General features: G+C 59.1%; 16 protein-coding genes. 2 read left to right on the top strand and 14 right to left on the bottom strand.

From position 1 onward, the window contains the following. Both ychF and EAY64_RS07600 read left to right on the top strand, forming a co-directional pair. On the top strand, positions 1-910 hold a 910-nt coding region (ychF, locus tag EAY64_RS07595; protein ID WP_103524179.1), incomplete at its 5' end, for a redox-regulated ATPase YchF. A gap of 218 nt (positions 911-1,128) precedes the next feature. Next, a complete protein-coding gene (locus EAY64_RS07600; RefSeq protein WP_103524180.1) occupies positions 1,129-2,313 on the top strand; it encodes a tyrosine-type recombinase/integrase in 1,185 nt (394 codons plus the stop codon). 27 nt (positions 2,314-2,340) lie between these two features. Here EAY64_RS07600 and EAY64_RS07605 read toward each other — a convergent pair whose 3' ends face one another. From EAY64_RS07605 to mads1, 14 genes are all read right to left on the bottom strand, one after another. Then, positions 2,341-3,450 (bottom strand): hypothetical protein, encoded by a 1,110-nt coding sequence (locus EAY64_RS07605; protein WP_103524181.1) that lies wholly within the window; start codon positions 3,448-3,450, stop codon positions 2,341-2,343. 67 nt (positions 3,451-3,517) lie between these two features. Further along, positions 3,518-4,267 carry a Qat anti-phage system TatD family nuclease QatD gene (gene qatD, locus EAY64_RS07610; RefSeq protein ID WP_103524182.1) on the bottom strand — a complete coding sequence of 250 codons (750 nt, stop codon included), beginning with the start codon at positions 4,265-4,267 and terminating at the stop codon, positions 3,518-3,520. A gap of 16 nt (positions 4,268-4,283) precedes the next feature. Next, a complete protein-coding gene (qatC, locus tag EAY64_RS07615) occupies positions 4,284-5,540 on the bottom strand; it encodes a Qat anti-phage system QueC-like protein QatC (protein WP_226034182.1) in 1,257 nt (418 codons plus the stop codon). A gap of 107 nt (positions 5,541-5,647) precedes the next feature. Next, entirely contained in the window at positions 5,648-6,643 is a 996-nt protein-coding gene (gene qatB / locus EAY64_RS20825; RefSeq protein WP_369407071.1) for a Qat anti-phage system associated protein QatB, read from the bottom strand. Continuing rightward, on the bottom strand, positions 6,532-8,466 hold the full coding sequence (qatA, locus tag EAY64_RS07625) for a Qat anti-phage system ATPase QatA (RefSeq protein ID WP_103524184.1): 1,935 nt from the start codon (positions 8,464-8,466) through the stop codon (positions 6,532-6,534). Before qatA ends, qatB begins: the two co-directional genes overlap by 112 nt. 21 nt (positions 8,467-8,487) lie before the next feature. Next, complete coding sequence (locus EAY64_RS07630) at positions 8,488-10,791, bottom strand: hypothetical protein (RefSeq protein WP_147456198.1); 2,304 nt, start codon at positions 10,789-10,791, stop codon at positions 8,488-8,490. A 109-nt stretch (positions 10,792-10,900) separates the two neighbouring features. Beyond that, on the bottom strand, positions 10,901-14,071 hold the full coding sequence (mads8, locus tag EAY64_RS07635; RefSeq protein WP_103524186.1) for a methylation-associated defense system ATP-binding protein MAD8: 3,171 nt from the start codon (positions 14,069-14,071) through the stop codon (positions 10,901-10,903). Further along, positions 14,068-15,741 (bottom strand): methylation-associated defense system protein MAD7, encoded by a 1,674-nt coding sequence (gene mads7, locus EAY64_RS07640; protein ID WP_103524187.1) that lies wholly within the window; start codon positions 15,739-15,741, stop codon positions 14,068-14,070. The genes mads8 and mads7 overlap by 4 nt, the downstream gene beginning before the upstream one ends. Next, positions 15,741-19,916 (bottom strand): methylation-associated defense system protein kinase MAD6, encoded by a 4,176-nt coding sequence (gene mads6, locus EAY64_RS07645; protein ID WP_103524188.1) that lies wholly within the window; start codon positions 19,914-19,916, stop codon positions 15,741-15,743. Before mads6 ends, mads7 begins: the two co-directional genes overlap by 1 nt. Continuing rightward, entirely contained in the window at positions 19,916-21,319 is a 1,404-nt protein-coding gene (gene mads5 / locus EAY64_RS07650) for a methylation-associated defense system restriction endonuclease subunit S MAD5 (protein WP_103524189.1), read from the bottom strand. Before mads5 ends, mads6 begins: the two co-directional genes overlap by 1 nt. Then, complete coding sequence (mads4, locus tag EAY64_RS07655; protein ID WP_103524190.1) at positions 21,316-21,960, bottom strand: methylation-associated defense system protein MAD4; 645 nt, start codon at positions 21,958-21,960, stop codon at positions 21,316-21,318. Before mads4 ends, mads5 begins: the two co-directional genes overlap by 4 nt. After that, a complete protein-coding gene (gene mads3 / locus EAY64_RS07660) occupies positions 21,957-23,318 on the bottom strand; it encodes a methylation-associated defense system AAA family ATPase MAD3 (protein ID WP_103524191.1) in 1,362 nt (453 codons plus the stop codon). The genes mads4 and mads3 overlap by 4 nt, the downstream gene beginning before the upstream one ends. Then, positions 23,315-25,357: a methylation-associated defense system DNA methyltransferase MAD2 gene (gene mads2 / locus EAY64_RS07665; protein WP_199734411.1), complete on the bottom strand. Its 2,043-nt coding sequence runs from the start codon at positions 25,355-25,357 to the stop codon at positions 23,315-23,317. Before mads2 ends, mads3 begins: the two co-directional genes overlap by 4 nt. After that, positions 25,350-25,565 carry a methylation-associated defense system helix-turn-helix domain-containing protein MAD1 gene (gene mads1 / locus EAY64_RS07670; protein WP_103524192.1) on the bottom strand — a complete coding sequence of 72 codons (216 nt, stop codon included), beginning with the start codon at positions 25,563-25,565 and terminating at the stop codon, positions 25,350-25,352. Before mads1 ends, mads2 begins: the two co-directional genes overlap by 8 nt. Positions 25,566-25,595 lie beyond the last annotated feature (30 nt).

Here is a 25,595-nt window from a genome sequence, read left to right on the forward strand (position 1 = left end):
AAAAATCCAGCCGGCAATCGTCGAATTCGTCGATATCGCTGGTCTGGTGGCGGGCGCGTCCAAGGGCGAAGGCCTGGGCAACCAGTTCCTGGCCAACATCCGCGAAACCGACGCCATCGTCAACGTAGTGCGCTGTTTTGACGACGACAACATCGTGCACGTGGCTGGCAAGGTCGATCCGATTGCCGACATTGAAACCATCGGTACCGAACTGGCACTGGCCGACCTGTCTTCGGTCGAAAAAGCCATGCAGCGGGAAGGCAAGAAAGCCAAGTCCGGCGACAAGGACGCACGCGCGCTGATCGCCGTGCTGGAAAAGCTGATGCCGCATCTGGACCAGGGCCTGCCGGTACGCTCGCTCAAGCTGTCCGATGAAGAAATCACCATCATCAAGCCCTTGTGCCTGCTCACCATCAAGCCGGCCATGTATGTGGCCAACGTGTCCGAAGACGGCTTCAAGAACAATGCCTACCTGGACAAGCTGCAAGCACTGGGCGAGCGCGAAGGCGCGCCGGTAGTGGCATTGTGCGCTGCCATCGAAAGCGAAATCGCTGATCTGGAAGACGCCGACAAGGCTGAGTTCCTGGCCGAAATGGGCCTGGAAGAGCCGGGTCTGGACCGCCTGATCCGTGCCGGTTACAAGCTGCTGGGCCTGCAGACCTACTTCACCGCCGGGGTGAAGGAAGTGCGCGCCTGGACCATCCACGTGGGCGACACCGCGCCGCAGGCCGCCGGCGTGATTCACACCGACTTCGAACGCGGCTTCATCCGCGCCCAGACCATTGCTTACAACGACTTCATCACCCTGGGTGGCGAAGCCAAGGCCAAGGAAGCCGGCAAGATGCGCTCGGAAGGCAAGGAATACGTGGTGCAGGATGGTGACGTGATGAACTTCCTGTTCAACGTCTGATTCAAGCAAGCCATTTCAGGCCATTGCATCTGCTTGCAGGTGCATCGCTGAAATCGACGCAAAGCCCCGTGGATACGGGGCTTTTTCATTTCAGCTCGTTGCATGCAACGACATCTGATGGCGCTGCGCAAGTGAATACGGGCGTGTATATGGATCTTGCGCCAGGTCGATGAAGGTGTATACGATGAAGCCCTGAGGACGAACAGGAGAGCTTCACGATGCTGACAGACGCCCAGTGCCGAGCCGCCAAGCCCAGAGAAGGCATCTACCGCCTCAATGACTACAAGGGGCTGTACCTAGAGATCAAACCCAACGGCATCAAGGCTTGGCGCTATCGCTTCAAGCTCAATGACAAGGCCTCGTGGTTCGCACTTGGCGACTACCCCAGCGTGACGCTCGGCGAGGCCAGAGAGAAGTGTGAAGCGGCGCGGAAGCTGGTCAGGGAGGGCATCAATCCCGTCCAGAACCGCCAGATCGAACGCATCAAGCGCGAGCAAGACGCAGCGAACACATTCGAGGCCATCGCCAAAGAGTGGCTGGCCCTGAAGGACTGGGAAGAAGTAACCAAGAAGCGCAGACTCGACATGCTGGAGCGCGTGGTCTTCCCATCGATTGGCAAGCTGCCGGTGCGTCAGATCACCCCAGCCCACGTTCTCGACATTCTTAACAAGACGGTCAAGCGCGGCGCACCCACGGTGGCAGCTGAAGCCAAGCGCACCATGTCCGGCGTCTTCGAGCATGCGGTAGCAACCCTGCGGGCCGACACAGACCCTGTTTGGCCAGTCCGCAAAGCGCTGCCGCCCAACAAGACGCAACACAAGCGCGCCCTCAGCGCGGAGGAAGTCGGCCAGTTGCTGAACGACTTTGATGGACACGGTGGCAACTTCCAGACCATCAAGGCCTTCCAGCTGATGTGGCTGACGCTCAGCCGCCCGAATGAATCCGTCCAAGCAGAATGGGCCGAGTTCGACCTGGAGAAGGCGCTCTGGACCATTCCTGCACGCCGGATGAAGGCGCGGCGAGAGCACGTCGTTCCGCTACCGACTCAGGCGATCGAACTTCTCAAGGCCATGCATCCGATCACGGGGCACACGAAGTTCGTTTTCCCAAATCGCGATGACCGCCAGCGTCCCATGGCCGACGCAGCTCTGCGGCAGGCACTCAAGAAGCTAGGCTGGGCAACCAAGTACAGCCCGCATGGCACGCGCACGACGGGCAGCACCCGGCTCAATGAACTGGGCTATCGGCCCGATGCCATCGAAGCCCAGCTTGCACATGCGGAGCCGAATAGTGTTCGGCGCACATACAACCATGCCACCTACCTCGACGAGCGGCGGGTGATGATGCAAGACTGGGCGGAAAAACTGGAAAGTTGGAAGGTGGCCGCACAGGAAAGAAATTAACTTCGGATGCCCGCAGCAGCTCAGTGCTCAGATGAATTTTCGCCGTTCGGTTTCGCCATTCCAGATGGTCCCATGCAGGAAAGTATCCCGCTCTTCTGGCGTAGTTAAAGGGAAGCTTGCATATTGGGTGTGAGCCATTAGCTTCACATCTTCTGCCCATTGCTGACGCATTTCTTCCGTTTCCAGCCTTTCGCCACTTAGCGCCTCCGGTCCGAACAAATCAGTAAGATCACGTGGCGGGGCGTTTACAGTGCGGAGGCGAGAGCGGATATTAGCCGAGGCTATTTCTACCATCACTCCCGAAATGTCTTTCTTCAGCAACTGCTCCAAAATCTTAATACGTTTCCTGGCAGCGAAGTTGGTTTCCTTCAACTGCTCGTTGTAGTGCGGCTGGAAATGTCGGATCAGGGCTGCTTCAGCTAAAGCAATTTGTGCATGCCTGGAAAGCGTTAAAGCCCGCATGTTCTCCAGATGCGCTCTTTCCTCCTCCACACTTGATTGCGGATCGGCTTGAAGATCTCCTCCTGTGCTCATGAAAACTCGGCGATGTTCAAAGCGGTAGAGCAACAGCAACACTTCTGCGGCAGGCCGGTATGTCGTCGCCTCGGCGAGGATTCTCTGCAATGTTGAGTGATTGAGCAGTCGATCCAGCGCAGTTCGCCGCTGCGATCTTCCAATACCTTGCCCGACATAGACTACTTCAAGATCGCAGTCTTCGTAGCTCAGGAGCGAATCGGCATTGGCGACCACAGCATGCGCCGGTATCTGCATCGAGCCTCGCTGTGTCTCGACAATGAGGTGTGTACCAGACGGCAAGACCCCAACGCCTCTCACGGAGTCTCCGCTACGCTGTAATGCCTTCACCAAGTCCCAGCAGAAGGGAATTTGCACCCAGCCGTTTTCTCGCATGACTATAAAATCGCCATGGAGAATATTGTCGACAAACGACACTCGTTCTGGCTGAATTAGTATTCTCTCTCGGGTTGCAATGACATAGAGATTGCAGTCAGCGATGGTGTTTCTGAAATGCTGATTGTTCCTTCCGTCGTACAAGTCTGCCGGGGAAAGGGCGATAGGCTGGCTCGAATAGAGGTGTACGCTGCCTTCTGTAACGAATAGGCGCTGCGTCTCCGGCATGATGTTAAAAGCTCCTACGAATTTCCCGTCAGCCAATCCGCTTTGGGATGATATGCCGCTGAAATTATTACAAAAGAATTGTTCGCAAGTTATCCCGAATAGCCTTAGCGGTTTCTTCTGGAGACATGCGGCGCAACTGGCTGAGAAGTTTGACGACGAGCGCGACATCAACTGGCTGAGAAGGTCTCTCGCCCGTGCGGGTAAAAGGGCCATCCGTTTCCGTCAGCATGCGCTCTAATGGGATGCACTCCACCATTGACGCATGTCTCTCATTTCCGAGCATTGCTACATTGATGGAGAAATAGCAGCCTAAATCCAGCGCGCGTTTCGCTTCGCTTTTCGTTCCGGTGAACCAGTGGAGGACGATCTTCCCTCGCTCTGACGGTAGATGTGCTTCTACAAGATCGAGAACCATCTTGGCCGATCTGATGCTGTGGACCGTAATGATCTTGTCGCCGGCCTGCGCACAACGCTGCAACACATGCTGGAACACACGCTTTTGCGCATCGAGCGATTTGAAGAATCGGGGACCGGCATCCAATCCGACTTCTCCAACATAGCGTGTTTCCGCAAGGTACCGATCCCACAGCTCGATCTCGTTTTCACGCTCAGCGATCAGTTGGGGGTGCAAGCCCAGTGCTGCTCGAACATGCTTTGTGCGCTGCGCTAGTTCGTGATTGCGGGGCCACGCACGGGGTGTCGTCGTTACGGCCAGCGTGAACACGCCGGACGCCTCAGCATCCTGGACCGCCGCCGCATGGTCCGGGTAGAGATCAAGATGGCAATGGAAGTCCACAAGGCCTGCAGTAGCGATCATGCGCACCCCTCACCCATCAACCTGGTCTCGCCTCGGCACCGTCAATAAACCGTGCGACTTCGCCCAGGCCGCGCCGATAGACGTCGGCAAGCTGGTCCAAGTGCGCAGCTTCATCGGCAAGCGAGCCGGGTTTGTGGATCAAAAGGTTCGCGATCTGTGGCTTACCCTTCAAGCGCTCAATCGCGTACTGGAACGACCTGACCTGTACTCCCATCGCCTGGCGTGTGTCTAACGGCTGCGCGTGAAGATCGGGAACCGTATATGTTGTCGGGTCGTTCCCAGTACCCCATGCAGCCGTCAATGCTGCGCGACGGATCAGACATGGTAGGCAATAGCCACATTGTTCGATGCCATGTCCTAGCCATCGGGCCTTGGCGGGGGACGAGCACGATAGCGAATCTGTTGCCAGGTTCTTCAAGAGATCCGGGTTGCGGCAGGCTGCTGCCATCTCGCCTTTCGTCTTGTCCCAGTATGGATTCCGAACTTCTCCGTCTATGCCGAGCGCTACAAGCAGATCGTTCCACCTCGCCATGTAATACGGATGCGTGGTGCGTGTGCTGTTTGATCCCAGTCTCAGAGGGTCCAAAGGTACATTCAGAGCGATCAGCCCATTCTCGGGGACGCGCAGGACGAAACGCCGTCCGAGCCCAGTGCCTGCGAATACCCCGAGAGCGAAGAACAGGAACGACCTGCCTCGTGTGCTGTTCTCTGATCCGACGCCTTCTACAAGACCATCCACGAAGGTCATGCCGACCCGCAACCGCTCGAAAGATGACTTGATGTAGTGCTTCTTCAAACCTGCAAACAGCTTGCCTTGAGCATCGCTCGTCGCCCCTTCACCGAAGTGGCTGACCAGCAGGGGAGTGGAGCCGTCCTCCAGCAGGTCGATGGCGCCAATCAAGCTGTCCAGTCCACCCGAGAACAAGCTGACAGAATCGAAGGGAGGAGCAATCAGGCTCGGAGATGCGGCTTGAGCGATCGTCGCGAATCGAGCTGGGCGTGCTCTGAAACTGATCGTCCAGCGATCTCCAGTCAGGAAATCTAGAGATCTCCTGAGCGTCAGTGCTGCAGCATCCCAGCGAGCCGGATCGCTGACCGGAACGACCAGACGTATCTCGCGTGTCCATGAATCTTGGGACTGCTCGGTGCGAGAGATGCGCGTGTCGGCGGCATGCACGTGGGCGGCCAGCACCAGTAAGTCGATGCCGATTTCTGAAGGAAATACGCCGATCCTTTTCAGGCTTGTCAGCGCGCTACCGATACCGTGATCCAAAGATTTCTCTCCGGCGACGAGTTACAGGTAGGTCATTTGTTCATCGGTGCCCGGCGTCACATCGAAGCGGTCGTCTGGGCCAAAGCGGCCCGCCAGGAGTTGTCGCTTCATTGGTTGGCCTCCGCATCGCCAAGGGTATGCAAGATTGCAAAGGCGGATTCGTAAACAGCGTCAACGAAGCCTTGAATTCGTTCAGGGGTGAGATTGGGGGTTTCCGCCCGCGCTCGTGTCAGCGCATCGCTCACTCCTCCCCGGATGAAGTCGCGCAACTGCTGTTCGACGCGATGTGCAGCCTGTACATCTGTTGGCATTGTCACAGCCTTGGTACCGATGTCATTGCAGATGCGTGCCTCGATCGCATGAGTGGCATATAGCTCGAAAACCGTCTGCATTTGATCGGGAGTGAACGTGGTTAGATCGGTGAGCCCTTCGCTCGCCAGTTCAACGATGGTTTCGATATACGCCTCGCGGGCAATGCCTTCATCAACCGTACCCGCACCTGGGCAGATGTAATCGGCCAGCCCCACGAAAATTTCAGTGATTGGGCGCCCCGCCAACGATTCCAGGTTCAGGGCGCGCAGTGCTTCGCGTACACCTCGCGTTTGCGCGTCGGCGAGGAAGCCGAGGAGCCGCGCTCCGGCGCCGCGCGAGGCACCCATGCGTTGGGCAGCTTGGCGCGAACCACCAGTGGATGTTGAGACGTACTTTGAGACGGCACGGCCCAGGCTGGCTCGATCGCTGCCACCAGAGCCAGCGAATCGCGTGAAGCTATTGCGGGCGCCAGAGAAGCGTTGAGGGTCAGCTGTCCTGGGAATAGGCGGGCGGTTTGGCGGCGCCGGTTGCGTAGCACCATCAGCGGGCGGCTGGCCGTCTGGTCCGGCACCATCCCCCGGAGGGGTTGCAGGGGGGCTACCGCTATCTGCATCACCTAACCATGACGGAATAAGTGGTGTCCCGCCGCCTGGGCCGCCGTAAGCTGTTGAGGTTCCCATCAACGTCCTCCCTTCAGATCTTTGAGCGCTGCTTCGGCGCTGGCCTTGAGGCCAAGATTTCCGGTGACTTTGCTCCAGTCTCCCAGTAGCTTTGTAAGGCGAGCAGCGCATTCGGTGTCTTTGATGACGCTTTGCCAGCCACTGACGGCCCAAGGCCCGCACTTACCACTTGGTAGCGCCTCCAGGAAGTCCATTAACCGGCTCTGGAGGCCGGGCTGTGCCTTCACAAGGACGGTGAGGCCATCTACACCTGCAGGTCTGGTGTCAAAAGCGCCGGAGCCCATGATCTTGCTGCGCACGGCCTCGAACACCTTCTCGGCTTCGGGTTGCACGAGTTGCTTTAACTCGGCTTCGTAGCTTTGGACGGTCATCTTGCCGCCGAACAGTTTCTCGACCACAGCAGCCAGGTGACCCAACACCGATACCGGGCCGAAGTAGTCCTTCTTGTCCTTTGTCACGAACAGGTAAGGGCGCAGATCGAGTCCTGATAGCTTCGGCAGGAGGCGCGCCCAGTCGCGCACCGACTCCGACGACTTCCACTCGGTCAACACAGCGTTGTCAGACACAGAGGTGGGCTCAGTGGCCTTCTGCCCCTTCGGCTCGCTAGCTTTGCCGTCAGCCAGTGCAAGGCTCTTTTCCAGCGTTTCGAGGTCTTCACACAGCCCTTGCGGATGGACTGCCGCGACGAATGCGATCTGCTCGAACAACCTTGGGAGGAAGCGTTCCGCAAGCATGAGCTTCGCCAGCACAGGTAGCTTGATGTCGTCACCGAAACCGCGCGCGGTCGCAGTGCGCTCGCGCAGCAGCAACGTGTTGAGAAACCGCTTGATCTGGCGCGGGTTGCCCTTTGTACCGCTCGCCAAAATGGGACCGATCTGGTCGCTGAGTGCAAGTGCGTTGTTCGCCTTGTCGGCTTGCTTGCCGAGGGCCGTCTTGACCGCTGCGGCATCAAGACCGCCATTGGTCCAAGGACGTTTCAGCTTCTCTCTTGCTACGGTGATTAGCTTTCCATAGTCTGCGTCGTCCTCCCCGACCTCGGCGCCGGCCAGCAACAACGTCACGTAGATCCGGGTCTCGGTCTCACCCAGGGCCGGGATGCGGAACGGAACCTGGATTAGCTTTTCGAGGTAATTGCGGGCGTAATCGCGCGGTCCAGTGCTGTCGGGTAGATCAGGAAAGTGCTTACGCACCGCGTATTCGATCATCGCCTCGTCTGCTGCAACGACGAACGCCGTCTGCGCAGTGAAGACAAACAACCGGATCGCTTCGAGCGTTTCAATGGCCGTATCGGGCAGGCAGCGGTCGAGATCGTCGATCAGGACAACAAGCTGCTTGATGCCAGCATCTTTCAGGAGTTGGTCGAACGCTTTGCGGAAGGCCTCCACTTCCTCCGGCACATTCTTGGACTCGCCTGGTTTGAGCAGGGCTTTCGCTTCGTTGATGGCGGTCGAGAGGTTTTCTTTCGTAACAAGCTTTGCAGGGTCTGCCACTAACGCTTCGAGCGAGCCGACAATCGTTCCGATTTGTTCGGGTGTTGGGATACCGGTGAATGCGGTCAGGGCCAGACCGCCGGCTCGCTTGGCGACCTTCAACCAGTCGATGCGACGAAAGACATCCTTGACGGCCACTGCCGCCGTCTTCAATACCGGACGTTTCTCGACCAGGCCCGTGACGATCCCTTCGATCAAGGCGATCTTCGCGTCCTCGAAGCCTTGAAAGCGCCATCCATTGAACTTCAGGCACAGGACATCGCCCTGATCGGAAAAACCAGCTTCGATCATTTCGAGCACGCTGGACTTTCCTGCCCCCCAGTCGCCGTGCACACCGATAGTCACCGGGTGGTCTGGCTTCGCGCGAAGTAGCCCAATGATCGTGGAGGCAATTGCCTCGTTGTTGAGTAGATCGACCTTGGTCTCGTTATCGGTCAGGATCATCTATCTCTCCCTGAAGTCTTCTCAATCCCTCACCGCCACCCGAGTTGCCCCACCGTGCTGGGTCGCCCTGGGCCTGCACCGAAGCTTGACGGCCCCCTTGGAAAACGACTCATCCGTCGCCTTGCTTGACCACACGTAGGCCTCTCCGGCTTTCAGCAGGGCCATGCGCTCTGGCGTCAGGTTGCCGAGTGCGGCGTTGGCCTTCTGGATGTGCTTCAACCAAGCAGGCGAGTTGAACTTGTGCATGATGATCTGGCTGGACAGCTCGATCAGGCTGACAGGCACAGATGGCGGGTCTTGGCTTGCGACCATGATGCTGACCCCTTTGTGCCGCATCTCTCGGACCACTTCGATGAGCCCGGCAACCAGGTCGGGACTCTCGATGTATTTGTGTGCCTCATCGAACACCACCAGCTTGTTGAAGCTGCGCCCATCGATGCGCGCATCAGCGAACAACTGCAAGAGCACGACGAACAGTCCGAGGGCTTCGTCCTTCTCAATGAATTCGTCCCGCAGGTCCACGATGATCAGTCGGCCTGGCCTCACCACCTCAGTGAGCGAGGTTCCGTCGTTGATGTACTCAGCGGCCAGGTCGAGGCGCATCCGAGCCAGCTCCTTGAGGTGATCGGGAACCGACGATGCATCGATGCCTGCACGCAAGCCCTCAAGGGTGATGTCGTCGCGCATCGCCTTCATGATGCGCATGATCTGACGGATGTACGTGGCTTGATTGCCTACGGCGCCCATCAAAAATTTCCAGTGCGAAGCCTTCAGCTCTGAAGCCGAGAACTGCAACGGACGTACTTCGATGTCGGGATACTCGGTCTGACGCTCTTCGATCTTGTCGGCTGGTACGAGAAGCAAGACATCTGCGAGTGCCCTCGGCTCCGCGCCATACACTTCCTTCAGCGCGCGAACCTGATCTTCCACCGAGTTCGCTCCCACCATCGACGTGAACTCGGGCTTGTAGTCCATCGTCGGGCTGTAGTGGAAGATCACCGTGGACAGCGGCTCAGGCAGGCAGTTGATACCAGGGATCTGCAGCGAAGCCATCTCTGCCACGCTGCCCAAGGTGTAGCTCTTGCCGCCGCCCTGAACGCCGAACAGGCTGATGGTGTGGGTCTGATTGAGGTCAAGTGCCACCTTGCGTCCAGACACTTCACCAATCAGGCCGTACTGCGGTGTTACTCCCGTGGCACCGAGCATGATGTCGTAAGCCACGCGGCTATCGGTAGCCTCGCCATCTTGAGTCTGCGGCCGTGTAACGGTCGCACCCTGGGGAGCCTCCTTCTTCGCAACAAGAACCGACGCAGGCGCCTGTTCCGCCGTCGCAGTCGCATCCGCACTCGGCTCGTCTACTGGCAGTGGTGGCTTGTCAGTGCTTGCAGCCTGTACGGTTTCAACTGGCAGAGGAGCCACCTGCGCCAAGGCGGCGGGTTCCGGCTCCCTCACGGGCACGCTGGAAACCACCTCATGCTGCGCGTACCTGACCCTCGGACTGTCGTCCCACGCGAGTGTTCGATCCCGTGGCGGGCTGAGGAAGGCTGCCGTTTCAAAAGTAGGAACGGCTGGCGCCAACTCCCTGCGACGAAGCAGTTCTTGCGTGACCTCTCGCGCTGTGTCAGCAGCGCGTACGTACTGGACGCTGGCCACCGTTTCAGTGTCCGTCACAGCCGATTCCACCAACTGCCGGATCAAATCACTACCGATCCGATAGAACTCGATGCCGTTTTCATGCTCGGCGGGCTCAGTACCTGGCTTGCTGAAGTCAAACACCACGGCACTTCGTGTGAACTGCAGGGTGTAAGGCCGCTCATCAAGGCGTCGCAGGAAGTAGTGAGCCTCTTCGGCGGCTTCAGGCAAGACCACGCCATACCGTTCGGAGCGGTCTAGGTAAAAGCCCAGCAGTGCAGCAAGATCGCGATTCTTGATGGGGCGGTCAGGCCGATCTACGTCAGCCATCTTGGGGTCGAAGTGATAGGCCAGGACGTGCTCGGACTGAGCGATCTGGTCAGCGATGGAGGCCTTCAACTGCGCGTAGGCAGCCACATCACCTACTTGGCTGTAGCATTTCACTTCGACCAGCCGACATGTCACCACACGGCTTGCTGGGTCGAGGTCGAACAGGGCAAGGTCAGTCCGACGGAAGCTGACTTCATCGCCCATTTCCTCAGCGCTTTGCTTCAACGCCTTGTACAACTCCAAGTGCGCATCCAACGGCACGACGACCTGGTTCTGGAAAACGCCTTGGTGTTCGAGGAACAAACGCGAGAGCGCCAAGCCCATCGCCTCGGCCCGCTGGGATGAAGAGGACAGTAGCTTCAAGGCCAACCGTCCGGACAACGATCGAAGCTGATCCAGCATCACCAAGGCATGTCGGCCCGTATTGGGCAGTCCGTACTCCCCCAAGATGGGAATCAGCAACGACTCAAGCTCAGCAAACGGAGCGCGAGGTGATCGCCAATCGATGGCTCATGGCGCTCGCCATGTCGGGCGAGTGGTCGATCAGATAGTCTGGCCGTGTGGCATGCCGACGATGGTCGAAGAACTCTATCCCCAAGTTCCGATCAATCGTAAGCACCCAATCACTGACCTCATGAACCTGATGGAGCATGGCACGCTCATCTGCGGACAGGCTCAGCGCAACAACAGGGCGCGCATGCGGCAGGTATTGACTGCGAGCAACTGTCGCCACTGCGACCGAGACAGCACGGGAAACGCCACCCATGAGGTCGGATAGCGCCTCTGCCCCCTCCAGCGGCTGCGCCGCGCCATGAAGCGGACGACGCAGCCAAGTGATGGACTGCTCGTCTTCCAGATAGTCCACCTCGAAGGGCTGAACCAGACCATGGACAAACGAAGAGTCGTCACTGTCCCGAACATCAACTGCTCGAATTTCCTCAGCAGGGAACAAGTCGAACAAGAAGGACAGATGCGCCGCATGCAATTCCGGATCGTCACGGAACTCCTTGATCGCACGAATGGCCAATCGCAGCTTGGGGTGCAAATGACTGTTGGTCGGCGTCGAAAAAGCGTCTGCCTCCTTGGCGCTGGTTCCCGAGTCTGGCGACAAGAGTTCCAGCAACGCTTCCCCGGTCGAGGGTGCTGCAGGATCAAGCACGAAGAGCCGAATGTCGTAACGCAGATCGGCGAAATCAGGATGTCGCTGGAGTGCCAGCAGCACCTCGGCCATTGCACCTGCGCGCCCCGCGTTGAAGGCGTTGATCGTCAGCGTCTCCACATATGGGTGCTGGACCAGATAACGCTGCACGCGCGCGGCAAGATAAGCACTATCGATGGTTGCCCCGCCTATGGCTGGCTCTGGCAAGCCCAAGGCAGCACAAACCTCCCCGATCAGGCCACGAGGGTCCTTTTCATCGGTCGCCGCGTACAAGGACCAGAACGGGTTGATGTTGTCCACAGCCAGCGCTGTCCGCCCCAGCTCCTCACCGAAGGGAACAACCGGCGGAAATGCCGCTGGCGCAAGCTGCTTGATCACTGCGTCACGTGTCGGGATCACAAACTCTTTGTTGCTAGCTCGGCTCTGCTCCATCCAGGTCTGGCCGAGATGGCTCCATGCAACATGCCAGTTGGCACGCAGCGGATGCGTTGGCCCCAACAGCACAGCATCTCGTCGCCTGCCTTGGTAGTCCTCCAGCACGAGGGCCACTGAATCGATGGTGAGCGCATAGCGAAGCTCATCCATTGCTTGCCGCGCAACGGCCGTCTCTGTGGAGCTGGCACGTGCAAGCGCTGTGTCGATCCAAGCCAAGTAGGCGGACGCGTAGTTCTGAGCCGGCTCCTGAAGGGACAGAAGATCGCTGGCCTGCATGATCAGCCGTTGGTCTCCCTTGAGCACTGCAGCGAAGAATGACTGCCGAGCCTCTCGGAATCGAGTGACCTCGTCCGAGACTGGCCACTTGAATGACGTCGTAGATCGGGTGGCAACACCCGAAGCGCTGATCGAAAGTCTCAAGCGGTTAAGACCTTCCGGGTCTTCAAGAAACGCGCGCTCCAGGTTCGCCAAAAGGCTGGACACCAAGACGTTCGCCTTACCCTCCTTGCCCAGGCGAATCTCCAAGGTTTCGCCGCTGGCCATGGCCTTGCTACTGCGCTCCACCCAGCCGCAGCCGGTCACAGTAACGGTTCCAGGATCGCGATCCTGAGTCACCGCCGCAAAACGTGCACGCAGCAATGCATGCATCAAGCTAGCCTCACGCGGGACCGCACGCTGCGGTGGTTCTACCTCGACCTCGTCGTCGGTGACCACGTAAAAGAGGTCACTTTCGTTGGGGCTGGCGTGCGTCTCAGCTGCATCCGTGTTGAACCGGATGGGATTGCCTTCTCCGTCCGCGAGCGGGATGCGATCACCGTCCTCGGTCTCTGCATACACCCGCACGTAGTGCCAGCCTTCCTCCCAGTCGATCTTGCCAATCGACGAAAAAGCAATCGCGCCAGAGTCGGTTCCTTTGGTCCAGGCGGCCTTTCGTCTACGCAGGCCTGTCGGACCGTTGTCGCGCGACACAACCTCTGCCACAAACCGCGACAACCCTTCGACCTTGGACGGCACCGGGTCAACACGGAAAGAGACACTGAACTTCTTGAGGCCGGTTTTTGAGATGGGAAGCACCTTGTGGCCGATCAACTCAGCCAACCGGGGGTCTTCGTTGTCATCCTTCACCACGGGCAAGTCAGGCAGTGCGACATCGCCGATGTAGATGGCATCAGGGTTGACTCCCCCGTCCTCGAACAACCATTTGTTGAACGCGAGTGGCCAATTCACGCGGTCACGAACGATGGCTTGCGTCCACTCCTTGGGATTGGAGACGCCGATGCGGGAGAAGAACTCGCCAAGCTGCTTGCAGAACACAGGGTCGAGCAAGCCCAACTCAAGCGCGCGAACGCGCTCCGTCTTGGTAGACCAGGTCACGCGCTCAACGCACTCTCGGTTGCGCGCCACCCGCGCAGGTGCGCGCTCGGACTGTTGGAACAACTCAAAGTCCGGCACCAGAGCAAGTTCAAACAGCGCTGCCCCCATCGCATCCGGATCAAACTCATTGATCTGGCAGGTGAGCAGGTAACGAGCGACAGCAGCGTCATCAGCGTACCTCCACCGGCTGTCACGCCGCCGCAACTCGCTCAAGCATGCCTCTACGGCCATCCGCAAATTGGCAGGAACTTGAGCCAGCAGCTGCCCATTCAGCTCCGCATACGCGCCATCGATCGAGACCTCTTCGAACGTCGCGACGCCAAAGGAATCTTCCGCTGAAGCACGCAGGTCATTCGGCACGAAGACCAGCAACGGGGGCCGAAGCTCATCGTTCGGTAGCGGATTCCGCAGCTCAACGAGCTTGGTGCTGCTGACAGCCATGTCCGGAGCCATCGCTCGCAAGCCTTCGTCCGCCAGTACCACGACGTTCGCTGCCGGCACGGCAGCCCGCAGGCCGCCAGCCAAGCGGATCATCAGCTCTCGATCCAAGTCTGTGACCCGCATGCAATGCCCAAGCTCGCGAGCGGCAAGCAGCTGAGATAGCTTTGGAAGCAGGACCGATTCCAGCGCGGCGTTCAGTTCTTGATTGGTGAGTTCACGCAGTCCCTGACTCATGCGCGTGCTCCTTCGTTTCGTTCTGCAATCGTGTAGCGCGGCACCACGGTCTGGGTCACGTAGGCATCAGACAAATCTCGATAGAAGCCAATCTCACGGAGGCGTCCGGTGAATGCCTGCACATTGCTGCGCAGTGCCTTCCGTTCGTCGATGGTCGGAGCGCTGAACCCCTCACCGGGCGGCAGCTGATCGATGTAGAGCCCATAACGTTCACGCAAGAACGACAGCAAGTCGTCGATCCGCATCTCGCCGGTGAAGTAGCCCTGGTCCCCACCGGGTCGCAACACCGCGATCTGCAGCAACACTTCCAGCAGGCGACTCTCCAGCGCAAATCGCCGAGGTGCGTTCCGCGCGCGGGTCTGCGCAAGCAGCGCCCCCGACTTGTTCTTCAACATCGTCGCGTCCAACGACTCGATGATGTACTTCCGATGGAAGGCACCACGCAGAGCCACCAGAATCTCGATGTAGGTCTCGAAGTCCGAGAGACCCATTTTTGTGATGGCCTCGACCTCTGCGTCAAGGCCTGCATCGCCCTCAGACAAGGATTCCAGCAGGCCGGCCAGTCGCTCACCAAAGAACTTGTCTCGCTCTTCCGCGAATGGATCCCCTTGCAGACCGTAGAGTTCGCCGACCGAGAACACGGAATTCAAGGGACGGATCAGTTTCCCTCTCCGAACGAGGTGCTCAGAAAACTCGTCAAGCTTCTTGGCGACGAAGTACGCTCGCACAAAGCTAGGGATGCGCCGGTAATAGCCATCTGCGCTGCGCTCTGCCAGCGCTGCGGTAGAAGACTCTGCGCTCCCTGATAGATCAACGAACAGGCCAAGCTTGTAGGGGCAGTCACCCTGAGGCTCGCGTTGCTCTCGGGGCTTCATAGGGCATGCCGATTCAGCGCACAGCGAGTTGGCTCCCTCCAGCTTCTGCCAGGCAGGCAGCAGCTTGAGCAAGCGAAGGTGATACAGCGCCAAGTGAAACGACAACAGCACCTTCAGGTACTCCACCATCACCGAGCGCGGCATGAAAGGCTTGTAGAACAGCAATCGCTGAATATCCTCGGCCATCAAATCGGCTGAGCCGATGCACACAGGCGCAAACCGATCTCCGCCCGCGCGCGTGTCCGCCGTGTCCTTCCTCTGCGATAGAAAGTGCAGCAGCGTCGCTGTCTCAATGTCTGTCAGCGCCTTGTCGTTCAACTCTCTTGTGAGCTTGTCGAACCCGTCGAAGAAGAAGCCTTTGAGATGCTCGATCGCCTTGTGGCCGGCGAGGTGGCGCGCGTGGTGCAGCATCTGGTAAAGATGCTGTGCAGCCCCGTAGTCACGCGAGTGCTTCGGGTTGCGAAAACGATAGGTATAGCCGTGCAGCGGTCGCGGCCCTGCCACGGCAGCGTTTTTCTTGCCTCGGTTCACGATGTCCATCAGGTGGGTTTCAACCCAGCGCTCCACCATGTCTCGGTGCTGGGTGAAGCCCAAGAACTTGTCGCTGGCATCGAGGATGTCATCAACGAACTTGTCCACGGTCAGCTCGCGCTTGTCGCGGAAAACGCTCGGATAGCCCCCATGCTCCAGCCGCTCGAACAAGCCGGTGAGCACCCGATCCATCTCGATGGTCTTGAAGTCGAGATAGCTGATCTTCGGGAGTCGGAACTCCCTGTCCTTCTTCTGCAATGCCATCAGTTCCCCCTGGCGCCGCTCTCTGCGGCTTCTTCTTGGCGAGCGCCCTTCACCGGACCGTGCAGCAAACGCATCTCCACCCGACCATCGTCATGGCGGGCCAAGCGGTAGAAGTCGTGCCCCGTGGTGGTCAGCAGGATTTCGCGGTAAGGCTGAGCGTTGAGACTGTTCTTGAACACGCTAAGGCAGAGGTAGAAACCCTGCATCTCTTCAACGCTTGGCCGATAGCCTTCATTCAGCCGCACCAGCATCTCGAACACGTCGAGGTTGATGATCAGCTCGCTGCTGATGGCGCCTGCGCCTTGGCCTTGATACTTCAGCAGCAGGCCGGTCGGCAGGTGTTCAACGAAGCGCGCCTTGGCCGCAAAGTCCTGTACCTGCAGCCCAAAGCCCTCCACAGGGAAGAGCCGATAGCTCCGAACCGTACCGTGTTCGACCTGCCGCAACTGCAAAGCCAGGCTGGCTCCAAGACGCTCCGGTCGCTGCAGCCCCTCGCCTCGGTTGATGGCATGCAAGATTTCGCTCGTGAGTTCGTCGATGGGCATTTCGCCTCGAACGATCTCCACCATGCGTTTGGCGGAGCGATAGGGCAGCATCTTTTCCCAGCTGGCGTCACGCCGCTCAAAGAAGTGCTTGCGGCGTGCCATGGCCACGTACTCGCGATGCTTCCGCGCCCGGTGGCGAACTGACGAGTCAGACACGCCACGCGGCAGATCGCCGAACAGTCGCTTCAACACCTCAAAGTCAAACTGCCCTCGGCGCTCGAAGCGGAACAGGGCGCGGTCATCCGGCTGAACAAAGTCCAGACCTCGGTCGAAGCGGGGGTCCTCCTGCTTGCCAACATCTAGATCGCTCAGCAGCGTCAGCAGCCGGTCCGAGGTGGCTTGCCCGCCACCCATCCAGCTGTTGAAGTAGAAGCTGCGCGCCACGTCATCGTGCTTACCTGAGGCGTAGAGCGCATGAATCTCGCCACAGTCGCGGTTGCCAATCAGCATGAACGACAGTGCTGAACGCAGGTCGCGCATCGTGATGTGCAAGCGCCCGCGCAAGTGAGCCATCGTGTAAAGCGTCTTGAGGCGTTCCAACAAACGCGGCCCGGCAATCTCATCCTGGAAACTGCGCGCGTTGTGCAAGGCGTAGCAACTGTCTTTCAAGTCACACTGCGCACAAGCAGCCCAGTTCTCCGGGCGGACAATGCTTCGCAGCGTGCGCTCCAAAATCGAACCGGCCTCAGCATTGCTCGCGTCATCGGCCACAACGCTGCGCAGATTCAGATTCACCACTGCCACGCCAGATTCCGCTTCCCCAGTGGCGAATGCACGCCGAACCAGGGCCGTGAGCGCCGGGAAATCTCGTTCATGCGCAGCGAGGAAGTCCACCAAGCGACCTTCGTTGATCGCAATCAGTCGTGTCTCCTGGGGCCTCCAGGAGGCTGCATCGTTGCCCTTGAACGGGGCCAGGAAGTCCAGCAACACCTGGTTGTTGTCCTTGTTGCCCTCGTCTTGGCTGCCGTCGTAGTTGATCAGGTAGCGCGTGCCGTCCAAGCTCAGCTCGCTGCCGTTTGCCAAACCACGATTGACGGCCCCGCCGCGCGCTTCGACCTCTTTCTCCAGCCGTTGCAAGAAGGCGGTCTTGCCATCACCAGCGTTGCCAGAGATCAGCACAAGCCGGAACTCCCCCTGCAGCACAGCAGGCAACAGAGCATGGTCCAGCGCAGTGTCCACATAGGCTGAGAACCCAAGCGCGTCCATGCCCCGCGTACCCGCGTTACTGCGCCGGCTTTGGCTGTAGAGCGTCAGCAGGTGTGATACGAACGCATTGGTGTTGGGCGCCGATTCAGCCAGGGCGGGTTGCCCGCTGCTCACCGCCGTCACCATGGCGGCCAGGCTGACCGTCTGCACTCGACGTGCATGGCGAACCTCTGCCAGCGCATCGCGGAAATCGACGGCCGTGTGGAAGCGCTCTGCCCTGCGCGGAGCAATGGCCTTGAGCACCACGTTCACCAGCTCCGGTGCCAAGTCGGCGAAGCCCGACAGTTCGCGAGGGTCCGGCGCAGGCTTGTTGATGGGCGGCTCTGTGGTGTCCCACGGGTACCGGGCGGTCAATGCCTCGTACAAAGTCAGACCCAGCGCATACAGATCGCGGTCTGCGCGCTCGCCGTTGTGCGGAATGACCTCTGGGTCAAAGTCCGGCGGCAGATAGCGCCGCGAACCACCGCCGCGCGACTCCTTGTCATCGGCCCGCACCGACACATTGAAGTCGATGATCTTGGCGCCCTTCTGCGTCCACAAAAGATTGCGCGGTTTGATGTCGCAGTGATGGAAGCCCTGCGCATGCAGATGCACCAGACCCTCAATCACCTGCTTGCCCAGCTCCAGCGCATCTTCAGGGGACAGCAGGCGGTCGTGGATCATGTCGCCAACATCGGCCCCTTCCACGTACTCAAACACCAGAAACGGGATGTCTCGCCCTGGAATCACATCCGCATCCAGCACACGCACCACATGGGGGTGCTCGGGGATGTGCACCAGGTGGCGGTACTCCTTCTTCAGGCGCTCCAAGGTCGAGTGCCGGTCACTGACGATGAGCTTCACCGTACGCGCCACATCACCCAAGGTGTCGATCACCTTGTAGACCACCCCGAAGCTGCCGCGCCCGAGCTTCTTCTCCACGATGAACTTGTGGGTCAGGCGATGGCCTGCAGCCAAGTTCAGGTAATCGGTCTGGGCATCATCAATTTCCAAGACCTCAGGCTTCGGTGCCTCTGCAGCTTGGCTGGCAGCTTGCGCTACGGGTTGCAGCAAAGCATTCAATGCGGCCAGCGCGGCCGATGCGGTCAGCCGCTGGTGCTCATCAAAAGCGCACAAGCTTTGCAGCCAAGCATCAAAGGCCTGGTTCAATTCCGGCCGCAGTGCCGAGGGCTTGCTGAGGAACTCCCCGGCCCGATCCCACACCGTGGTGGGCTCGCCCGCGAAGGGGCGCTCGCCGGTGAAGAGTTCGTAGAGGATGACCCCGGCGGAGAAGATATCTGATGCGCTGGATGCGGCACCCGGCTCCCTGAACGCTTCGGGTGCCACATAGGCTTTCTCCACCAGATCAACAATATCCGTCGCGATCGTCAAGCTGCGGTCCACACCGGGCTTGGCGAAATCGAAGTCGGTGATGCGTGTGGTGCCGTCCTGGCCAATCAAGATCGCACCCGGCGTCAGGTTGCGATGCACCACACCGTGGTGATGTGCATGAGCCAAGGCCGCCAACAAGTCTTTGGCCACGCGCCACTTCTGGTCCAGCGTCAGTGCCAACTGGGGCCGAGCCATGTGCACCGTCAACGCCTGGCCCGGTGCATCGTCCAGGATCAGGATGAAAGACTTGTCATCATCGGTCGGGAAGAAATCCCGCGCCGCCACGATGTTGGGATGTAGCGGCAGCTTGGAAAGCGCTCTGTAGGCATTGGCAATGCGGTTGACCTGCGCCTTGCGCACCTCTTCAGGCTGATAGGGGTCTGCCTGGTACACCCGCAGGCGGGCCGTGCCACCCGCGAACGCGTTCTCGGCACGAAACTCGGTATAGGCCTCCGCCGCCCCAAGCTTTTCCTTCACCTGCCAGTGCCCAAAGCGCTGCACGGCGGAGGCAGGCTTCACCACCTTCAAGGCATGCAGAATCAAGCCCTGTTGCTGCAGGATGTTCTTGGAGAAGCGCGCCGGAATGCGCGTGGCATCTTTGAAGTAGCGCTCCGCGTCCTTCAGCTTCACCACCCGGTCTGCATCCAGCTGCTCGCGGTCATTCAGGTGAGCATCGGGCGCGGTGAGCAGGATGGCGGCATCGACATAGATACCGTCCAGCTCATTCCGACCGGGATTGGCCTGGGTCACCAAGCCCTTCACCGTGCGCGCATGGCCGCGCAGCTTGCCCAGCGGCGACGGATACGGCGCACGCCCCTCCGGGTACCACTTGTTGCCGTACACATCGATGGTGCCGCGCGTGCCCTTCACGTCGATCAGGTAAAGAGCGTGCGGGGTCAGCAACGCGATGTCGATCTCGAAGCGCTCGCCCTGCCGCTCGATCTCGAAGTTGTGAAGCAGAACGAAACTGTCTGGCAAGCGATCCCGCAGGTAAGCGATGACGCTGCGCTCTGCATCGTTGACCGGCTGGCCTACAGGGATCACTTTCGCCATCAGCTTTCCTTCCTGATCTTTTCTTCTAGCAATGCAACTGCTTTTGCTTCCAGTTCGTTGCCCTTGTTCTGCGCCACAACTGCTTTTTCAGCCAATGCACCAATCTCCTGGCGATCCAGATCGGACAGCCACGGAATGGTGAGGTCGCTGATCAACGACGAATCGAGGCTGGGAATCGACGATCCGAATGCCGTACCCACCAGCGCCCAGTACCCAGGCTCGGATGCCAAAACAGCCCACAAGTACGCCGCATCTTGCGGAGAATGGCACCGCACGCGAACCAGATGCTCACTGCCAGCCTGCCCAACGTTCATGGGCAGGGGCAGCACTGCACGACCAATGATCCCGCCCAATTGGCCGCTGCGAGGAATCAAGACATCGCAATCCGAGACCAAGAGCCCTTCCAGATGCGGCGTCAGTGATCGGGAGACCAAATATTCCGCGCTGGGGTTCAGCTCGAACACGGACGACGACGACAAGAAGGGCACACCGAAAGCCGGGTCGGTGACCTTCAAACGTGAGCCTCGATTGGGCTCAAAAACCCGTTCCACTTGATCACCCAGCCGAAATCCGAAATGGGCGGCCAGTAAGGCTCGACCCGTTTCGACTCGCGGTGAGTAGTGAAATGCATCCATTCGGCCGAGCAGTGCTGATGCCTTGGGGGCACGAGCTATCGAGTCAGCATGACGGCTCCAACCAATCTTTGTCTGGAATAGCTCAAGCGCTGCTCGACGATATTTGGATGCTGCAACGCGCTCAACTGCGGCCGCGTCAATGAGTTGCGCCACCTCTTGCTCGAAGACTGGTCCGAACCTCGGCACAGGCAGTTCAGCGATGTGCTCAGGCTCAATGTGCTGGATGATCGCGCCGTAGGTGCCCGAGACTACCAGTGGCACGCCATAGCGGCTGGACAGGTAGGCGTACAGGTAGCCCGCCGGAACACGCTCTGAGTCCGGTACGACCTTCATGATGTGCTGTGAAGACCACATGCCCGCCATGTCAGGGCGGACATAGGTCATACGCCCAATCGTCCCCGAGCAAGTGATCAACGTGGTGCCTGGGCTCAGCTCCAGATGAGCCAGTTTCTTGGACTCCGCATAGCGCCGCTGCAACAGTGGCAAGTTAGCGAGGTCCGCATTGAGCATGTCGCTGTTGCTGAGGAACGGAACACCGTAACGTGGGTCGTCAACCCAGATGCGTGCGAACACGGGGCCGTTGTAGATGCCACCCGTATGTCCCGTAGTCAAAGTACTCAGCGCATCCTTGCGCGCTTTGAGCTGCTTGAGGGTGTCGCGTGCCTCTAGGGCGCCAGACATGTACGGGTTGCAATCCAGTCGTCGACCACCTTCCTGCAGCCAGCCCGACCGAACGATGCGAGCGTTCTTGAAACTTGCGAAAGTCATGCTGGCACCTCCACGGGAAACCACGCCCGCATCTGTGCAAGAAGGCGACGGAACTCACCGTCCTCGCAAGCGGCCACAGGTACTTTTGACGCAATGCGTTTGAAGATGGAAGAAGACAACTTGACGTTGTTCTCTCGACGAAGTTGGATAAACAGGTCTTTCGGCGACGGCGGCTTGGAAGCCTCGGCAGGCCACAGGCCACGTTGACCGAGCATTGCTTTAAGCCCTTGTGGCGCGTTCAAACGCAACTCTTCCGCAAGCACCGGAGAGTCCTGCCAGATCCATTGCTCTAGCTCCGGTTCAATCGCAATAACGAGTACGTCTTGCGGCGCCCACCCACCTTGATGCAGTTGGTTGGTAACCTTGCTCAGAATCTCAGCCTGACCAGGCGAACCGTCCCAATCGCAGTCCAGCGCGATCACCAATTTCTTGTGCGTATTGATGAGCGAGCTGACAAGCGCACCTCCTCGGGTGAAGATGCCGGGATCGTTTTGCCCACCAGCAAAGAACAGGTCCTCTGATGGCACGAAATCAAAGTGTCCACACCCCAACTGTTGACACCGATCTTCGCGACTCAGGAAACCCTCAAAAGTGTCGCGCATGGTCTTATCAGCCACATAGAAAGCGCAGTCTCTCTTCATCCCAAAATCCCCGAAGCAAAGAGGCTGCCCAGGTCGATACCGCCCCGCCAATCTTTAAGGCGCGGATGCTCATTACCCGCGACTACAACAACGCCATGTTCAGTGGTCTGTCGCGCGCACAGAAGCTGCTCCAGCTTGCTGGCGGCCAGCACGACTGGTGAGTGAGACGAGACCCAAACCTGGCTGCCATACAGCGACTCCAAGGATTGGAGGATGGCTTCAATGGCGCTTGGGTGAATGCCGTTCTCCGGCTCCTCTGTCACCACGAGCTGCGGCGCATTTGGCAGATAAGCAAGCAGGGTGAGCGTCAAAATGCGCAGCGTGCCGTCAGACAAGCCGCTGGAAGTAACGCTGTATCCGCCGGCATAACGCACGCTGAAGTAGGCGTGATGGTCTTCCTCTCGCTCCTTCACGTCGATGTCTTCGACCTGCGGCAAGGCAGTCTTGACGTGGTCTACCCAGTCTTCGAAATCGCGACTGCGGTGGCTTTTTTGTTGCTCTACGGTTGCATCATCTGGGAGACCTTGACGCTTGAGATCCAATGCCAGCCACGGCAGATTGAGCGCGGAAGCGATCAGCGCTTTGTCCTGCCCAGGAGCGCTAGCTGCACGCAATTGCTCCCAATCTGGCGCAAGGAAAACCACCTTCTCTGTGAGCAGTTCGTATAGCCAGGAGGCTGCGGGAAAGGCATCGGACTTGTACTTCACGGCGGACATGGCGAGCAGTCCGGGCTTGATGCGGACCTTGTCCTCCCGATCGGCATCGCGCTGTATGGTCTTCGCTTCGTCAACAAAAACAGCTGGTCCGCCGTACTCTCGGCGCAAGATGAAGTGCCAGTCTTCCTTGTCCTGATTGGTCTCACCCAGCAAGCCGCCCACGGAGCGATCCGGGACGCTAGAGGGAGAGAAGGCGAACAGGTACTCGTTCTTGACGTTCAGTTCGCGCTCATTGAAAACCTCAAGACGCAGCTCATATCGCAAGTGGCTGGGCCACTTGTCAGGAGAGTTCCGCAACACCTCTTGCTGACGCTTGCTCTTGATGTTGGCGAGCCAAGCCTCTACCCATGCACTGCGCTGGTCTTCTGGCAAGACCACTTCAATCGCGAGAGAAAAGTCATCACCTCGCCCAGCAAAGACCAGTTCTCTCAATGCCGCTGCACGCGCAGGCTGGCTTCCGCGCTTCAGTGTGAAAACGGAGGAGATGTTGTCTGCACGGAGTAGTTCACCGAAGAGGCTTGGAAGATCAATGAGCGTTGTCTTGCCGGAGCCGTTCGCCCCAACAATGACTTGGAATGCGGACATGTCCACGCTCAACTGCTCGAAGCAGCGATAGCGTGTGGCTTCAAGTCGCGTGATCATTTGCTGGGCTCCGGATGTTGGGCGCGGAACTCGGCATACGCCTTGGCGATCTCGGGCAGGTCGTCATCAAGGATGCGCTCCTTGCGGTGCAGGGTGCGCACTTGCAGGCCACCGCCGATGCGAACCTTCTCCTCATGGCTGACATCTACCAGGATTTCTTCGCCGTCAGGGTGGCGCTTGTAAAGCGTGTTGCCACGGCGGTCGAAGCCCACCTTCTCAGCGACAGCCATGAAGACGGGGTAGTCCTTCTTCTGGCCCAGGTCTTCTGCCTTGATCACCTCTTCAGGCTTGCGCTTCAGGAAAAGCAAGCTGGTCAAGATGTTGACGTTGGCCTCGACGATGAAGGACTCCACGGGCAGGTCGATGCTGGCCAGCACCCAGCAGTGGCGAAGAATCCAGTAGCGGATGTACTCATCGCCGGGGTTGCCCAGGATGCCGTCCGGCAAGACGATGCCAGCACGGCCGCCTGGCTTGAGCCATTTGACGCATCGCTCAATAAACAGCACCTCGGGCGATACCGCAGGCTTGATGTTGTTAGTCATCACGAAACCGTCGCCCTGCGGCACCCAACGGCGGGCCAGCTCGTACTGCTCCAGGATGGTCTTTTCGGTGACCGGAATGTCCGAGCCAAACGGCGGGTTGGTCATCAAGACATCAATCGTCCCTAGCGGGATGGCTGCCTTCGCGGCCGGCACACCTGGCAGGTGACCCGCCGGGAATTCCAGCGAGTTCATGTGGTAGAGGTGGCCGAGCGAATTGCCAGCCATCATCACGTTCATCTGTGCCGCGCGAACCAGGAAAGGGTCGAAGTCGGCACCGAACAGGTTGTTGGCCGCGAAGTGGGCCAACCGGTCTCGGATGGAGACGAACTCTTCCGTGTTCTCGTCGCCTGCCTTGATGCGCTTCTCTTCGTGGAAGACCTTGTTCAGGTAGTTCAAGGTCTCGACCAGGAAGCCACCCGTACCGCAGGACGAATCGAGCACGCGCTCGTACTCTTTGGGTGCCAGCATCTTGACCACAAGACTGATGGCGCCACGCGGCGTGAAGTACTGGCCACGATCGCCACGCAGGTTGGTACCAACGATTTCTTGGTAGGCCGTGCCCTTGGCGTCCACATCGGTGCGACCAAAGTCGTAGCGGGCCAGTTCGGAGACGATGAAGGCCAGGGCGCGGTCAGACAGGGTGATCTCTTCGTTGCCCTTGAACAGACCGTCGTACTTCTTCTTCACCGCCTCAAAAAGCGGCTTGATGCGCAGGCGGATTTGCTCGCGTCCCGCAGCTTCAAACGGCTCAAACGGCCCCACCCAGAAGCGACGCGCATCGTTGGGCTGCTGCTCGTCATACATCTTGCAGAAGATGAGGTACAGGAACTGCCAGAAGGCCGCATCCTTAGGCATGCCTTCGTTGCCGTGGATGTAGTTGTGGCAGCGGCGGAAGGCCGTACGCAGCATGACCGGATCGGCACGACGCAGGCGCCCCATGGAGCGGCCTTCAACGCTGAAGGTGTCGTCACCCAGGGGCCAGTCGCCGATGGGCTTGAACTTGGTGTCGAAGCGGGTGACTTCTTTCTTGAAGAAGAAGAACTCCAGGCCGTTGGTCCACAGGCCGTAGTCGCAACTATCGACTTCAGCCATTACGGTTTCCAGCACCTCGAACTCTTTGCGCGCCTCTTCTGGATCACGCATGCGATAGGCACCTTTGGTGCCGAGCTTGGGCTCTTTCTCCACCACCACGGCGCGGTAGAGGTTGTCCACCGTGTGCGCTTGGCCAGGCTTGAAGATGGCGATGTCGAGCTTGCGGTTTTTGCCCAGCACCTTGACCTTGAAGTCAGGCTCCATGTCTTCGGCGGCAATGCCGTACTCATGAATGATGGCGCGGGCGATGCGCTGGCGGACTTGCTCTTTGTCGCTGTCCTTCACCGGTTTGCCGGTGATGTAGTCGAAGACCTTGCCCTCTTCGAGCGCGCTCTCGGGCGCTTGGGCTTCTTGATCAAGGTCGCTCATGTCGTTGTTGTCCTGTGCGGAGCGCTGCTTAGGCATTGCGGGGCTCCTTGTCGTCAAAGTCATCACTGCTGGCAGCGGCACCGCCCTCACGCACCCAGGCGTCCACGTCTTCTTTCTTGAACTTCCAGAAGCGTCCAACCTTGTGCCCCGGCATGCCCTTGGAGGTCACCCAGGTGTAGATGGTGTCTTTGGCTACGCCGAGGTAGTCGGCGATTTCATCGACAGAAAGCCAGCGGTCGTCCATGTCTGCATCCAAACAGAAATGCGCCGCCAA

The organism is Aquitalea palustris (genome assembly GCF_003693445.1).
Lineage (GTDB): Bacteria > Pseudomonadota > Gammaproteobacteria > Burkholderiales > Chromobacteriaceae > Aquitalea > Aquitalea palustris.

What these genes read in the sequence shown, in the direction of transcription:
- EAY64_RS07600 (WP_103524180.1), top strand. Translation starts at nt 1,129, where the DNA reads ATGCTGACAGACGCCCAGTGCCGAGCCGCCAAGCCCAGAGAAGGCATC.
- EAY64_RS07605 (WP_103524181.1), bottom strand. Translation starts at nt 3,450, where the DNA reads ATGCCGGAGACGCAGCGCCTATTCGTTACAGAAGGCAGCGTACACCTC.
- qatD (WP_103524182.1), bottom strand. Translation starts at nt 4,267, where the DNA reads ATGATCGCTACTGCAGGCCTTGTGGACTTCCATTGCCATCTTGATCTC.
- qatB (WP_369407071.1), bottom strand. Translation starts at nt 6,643, where the DNA reads ATGCGCTGCTCGCCTTACAAAGCTACTGGGAGACTGGAGCAAAGTCAC.
- qatA (WP_103524184.1), bottom strand. Translation starts at nt 8,466, where the DNA reads ATGATCCTGACCGATAACGAGACCAAGGTCGATCTACTCAACAACGAG.
- mads8 (WP_103524186.1), bottom strand. Translation starts at nt 14,071, where the DNA reads ATGAGTCAGGGACTGCGTGAACTCACCAATCAAGAACTGAACGCCGCG.
- mads7 (WP_103524187.1), bottom strand. Translation starts at nt 15,741, where the DNA reads ATGGCATTGCAGAAGAAGGACAGGGAGTTCCGACTCCCGAAGATCAGC.
- mads6 (WP_103524188.1), bottom strand. Translation starts at nt 19,916, where the DNA reads ATGGCGAAAGTGATCCCTGTAGGCCAGCCGGTCAACGATGCAGAGCGC.
- mads5 (WP_103524189.1), bottom strand. Translation starts at nt 21,319, where the DNA reads ATGACTTTCGCAAGTTTCAAGAACGCTCGCATCGTTCGGTCGGGCTGG.
- mads4 (WP_103524190.1), bottom strand. Translation starts at nt 21,960, where the DNA reads ATGAAGAGAGACTGCGCTTTCTATGTGGCTGATAAGACCATGCGCGAC.
- mads3 (WP_103524191.1), bottom strand. Translation starts at nt 23,318, where the DNA reads ATGATCACGCGACTTGAAGCCACACGCTATCGCTGCTTCGAGCAGTTG.
- mads2 (WP_199734411.1), bottom strand. Translation starts at nt 25,357, where the DNA reads ATGCCTAAGCAGCGCTCCGCACAGGACAACAACGACATGAGCGACCTT.
- mads1 (WP_103524192.1), bottom strand. Translation starts at nt 25,565, where the DNA reads ATGGACGACCGCTGGCTTTCTGTCGATGAAATCGCCGACTACCTCGGC.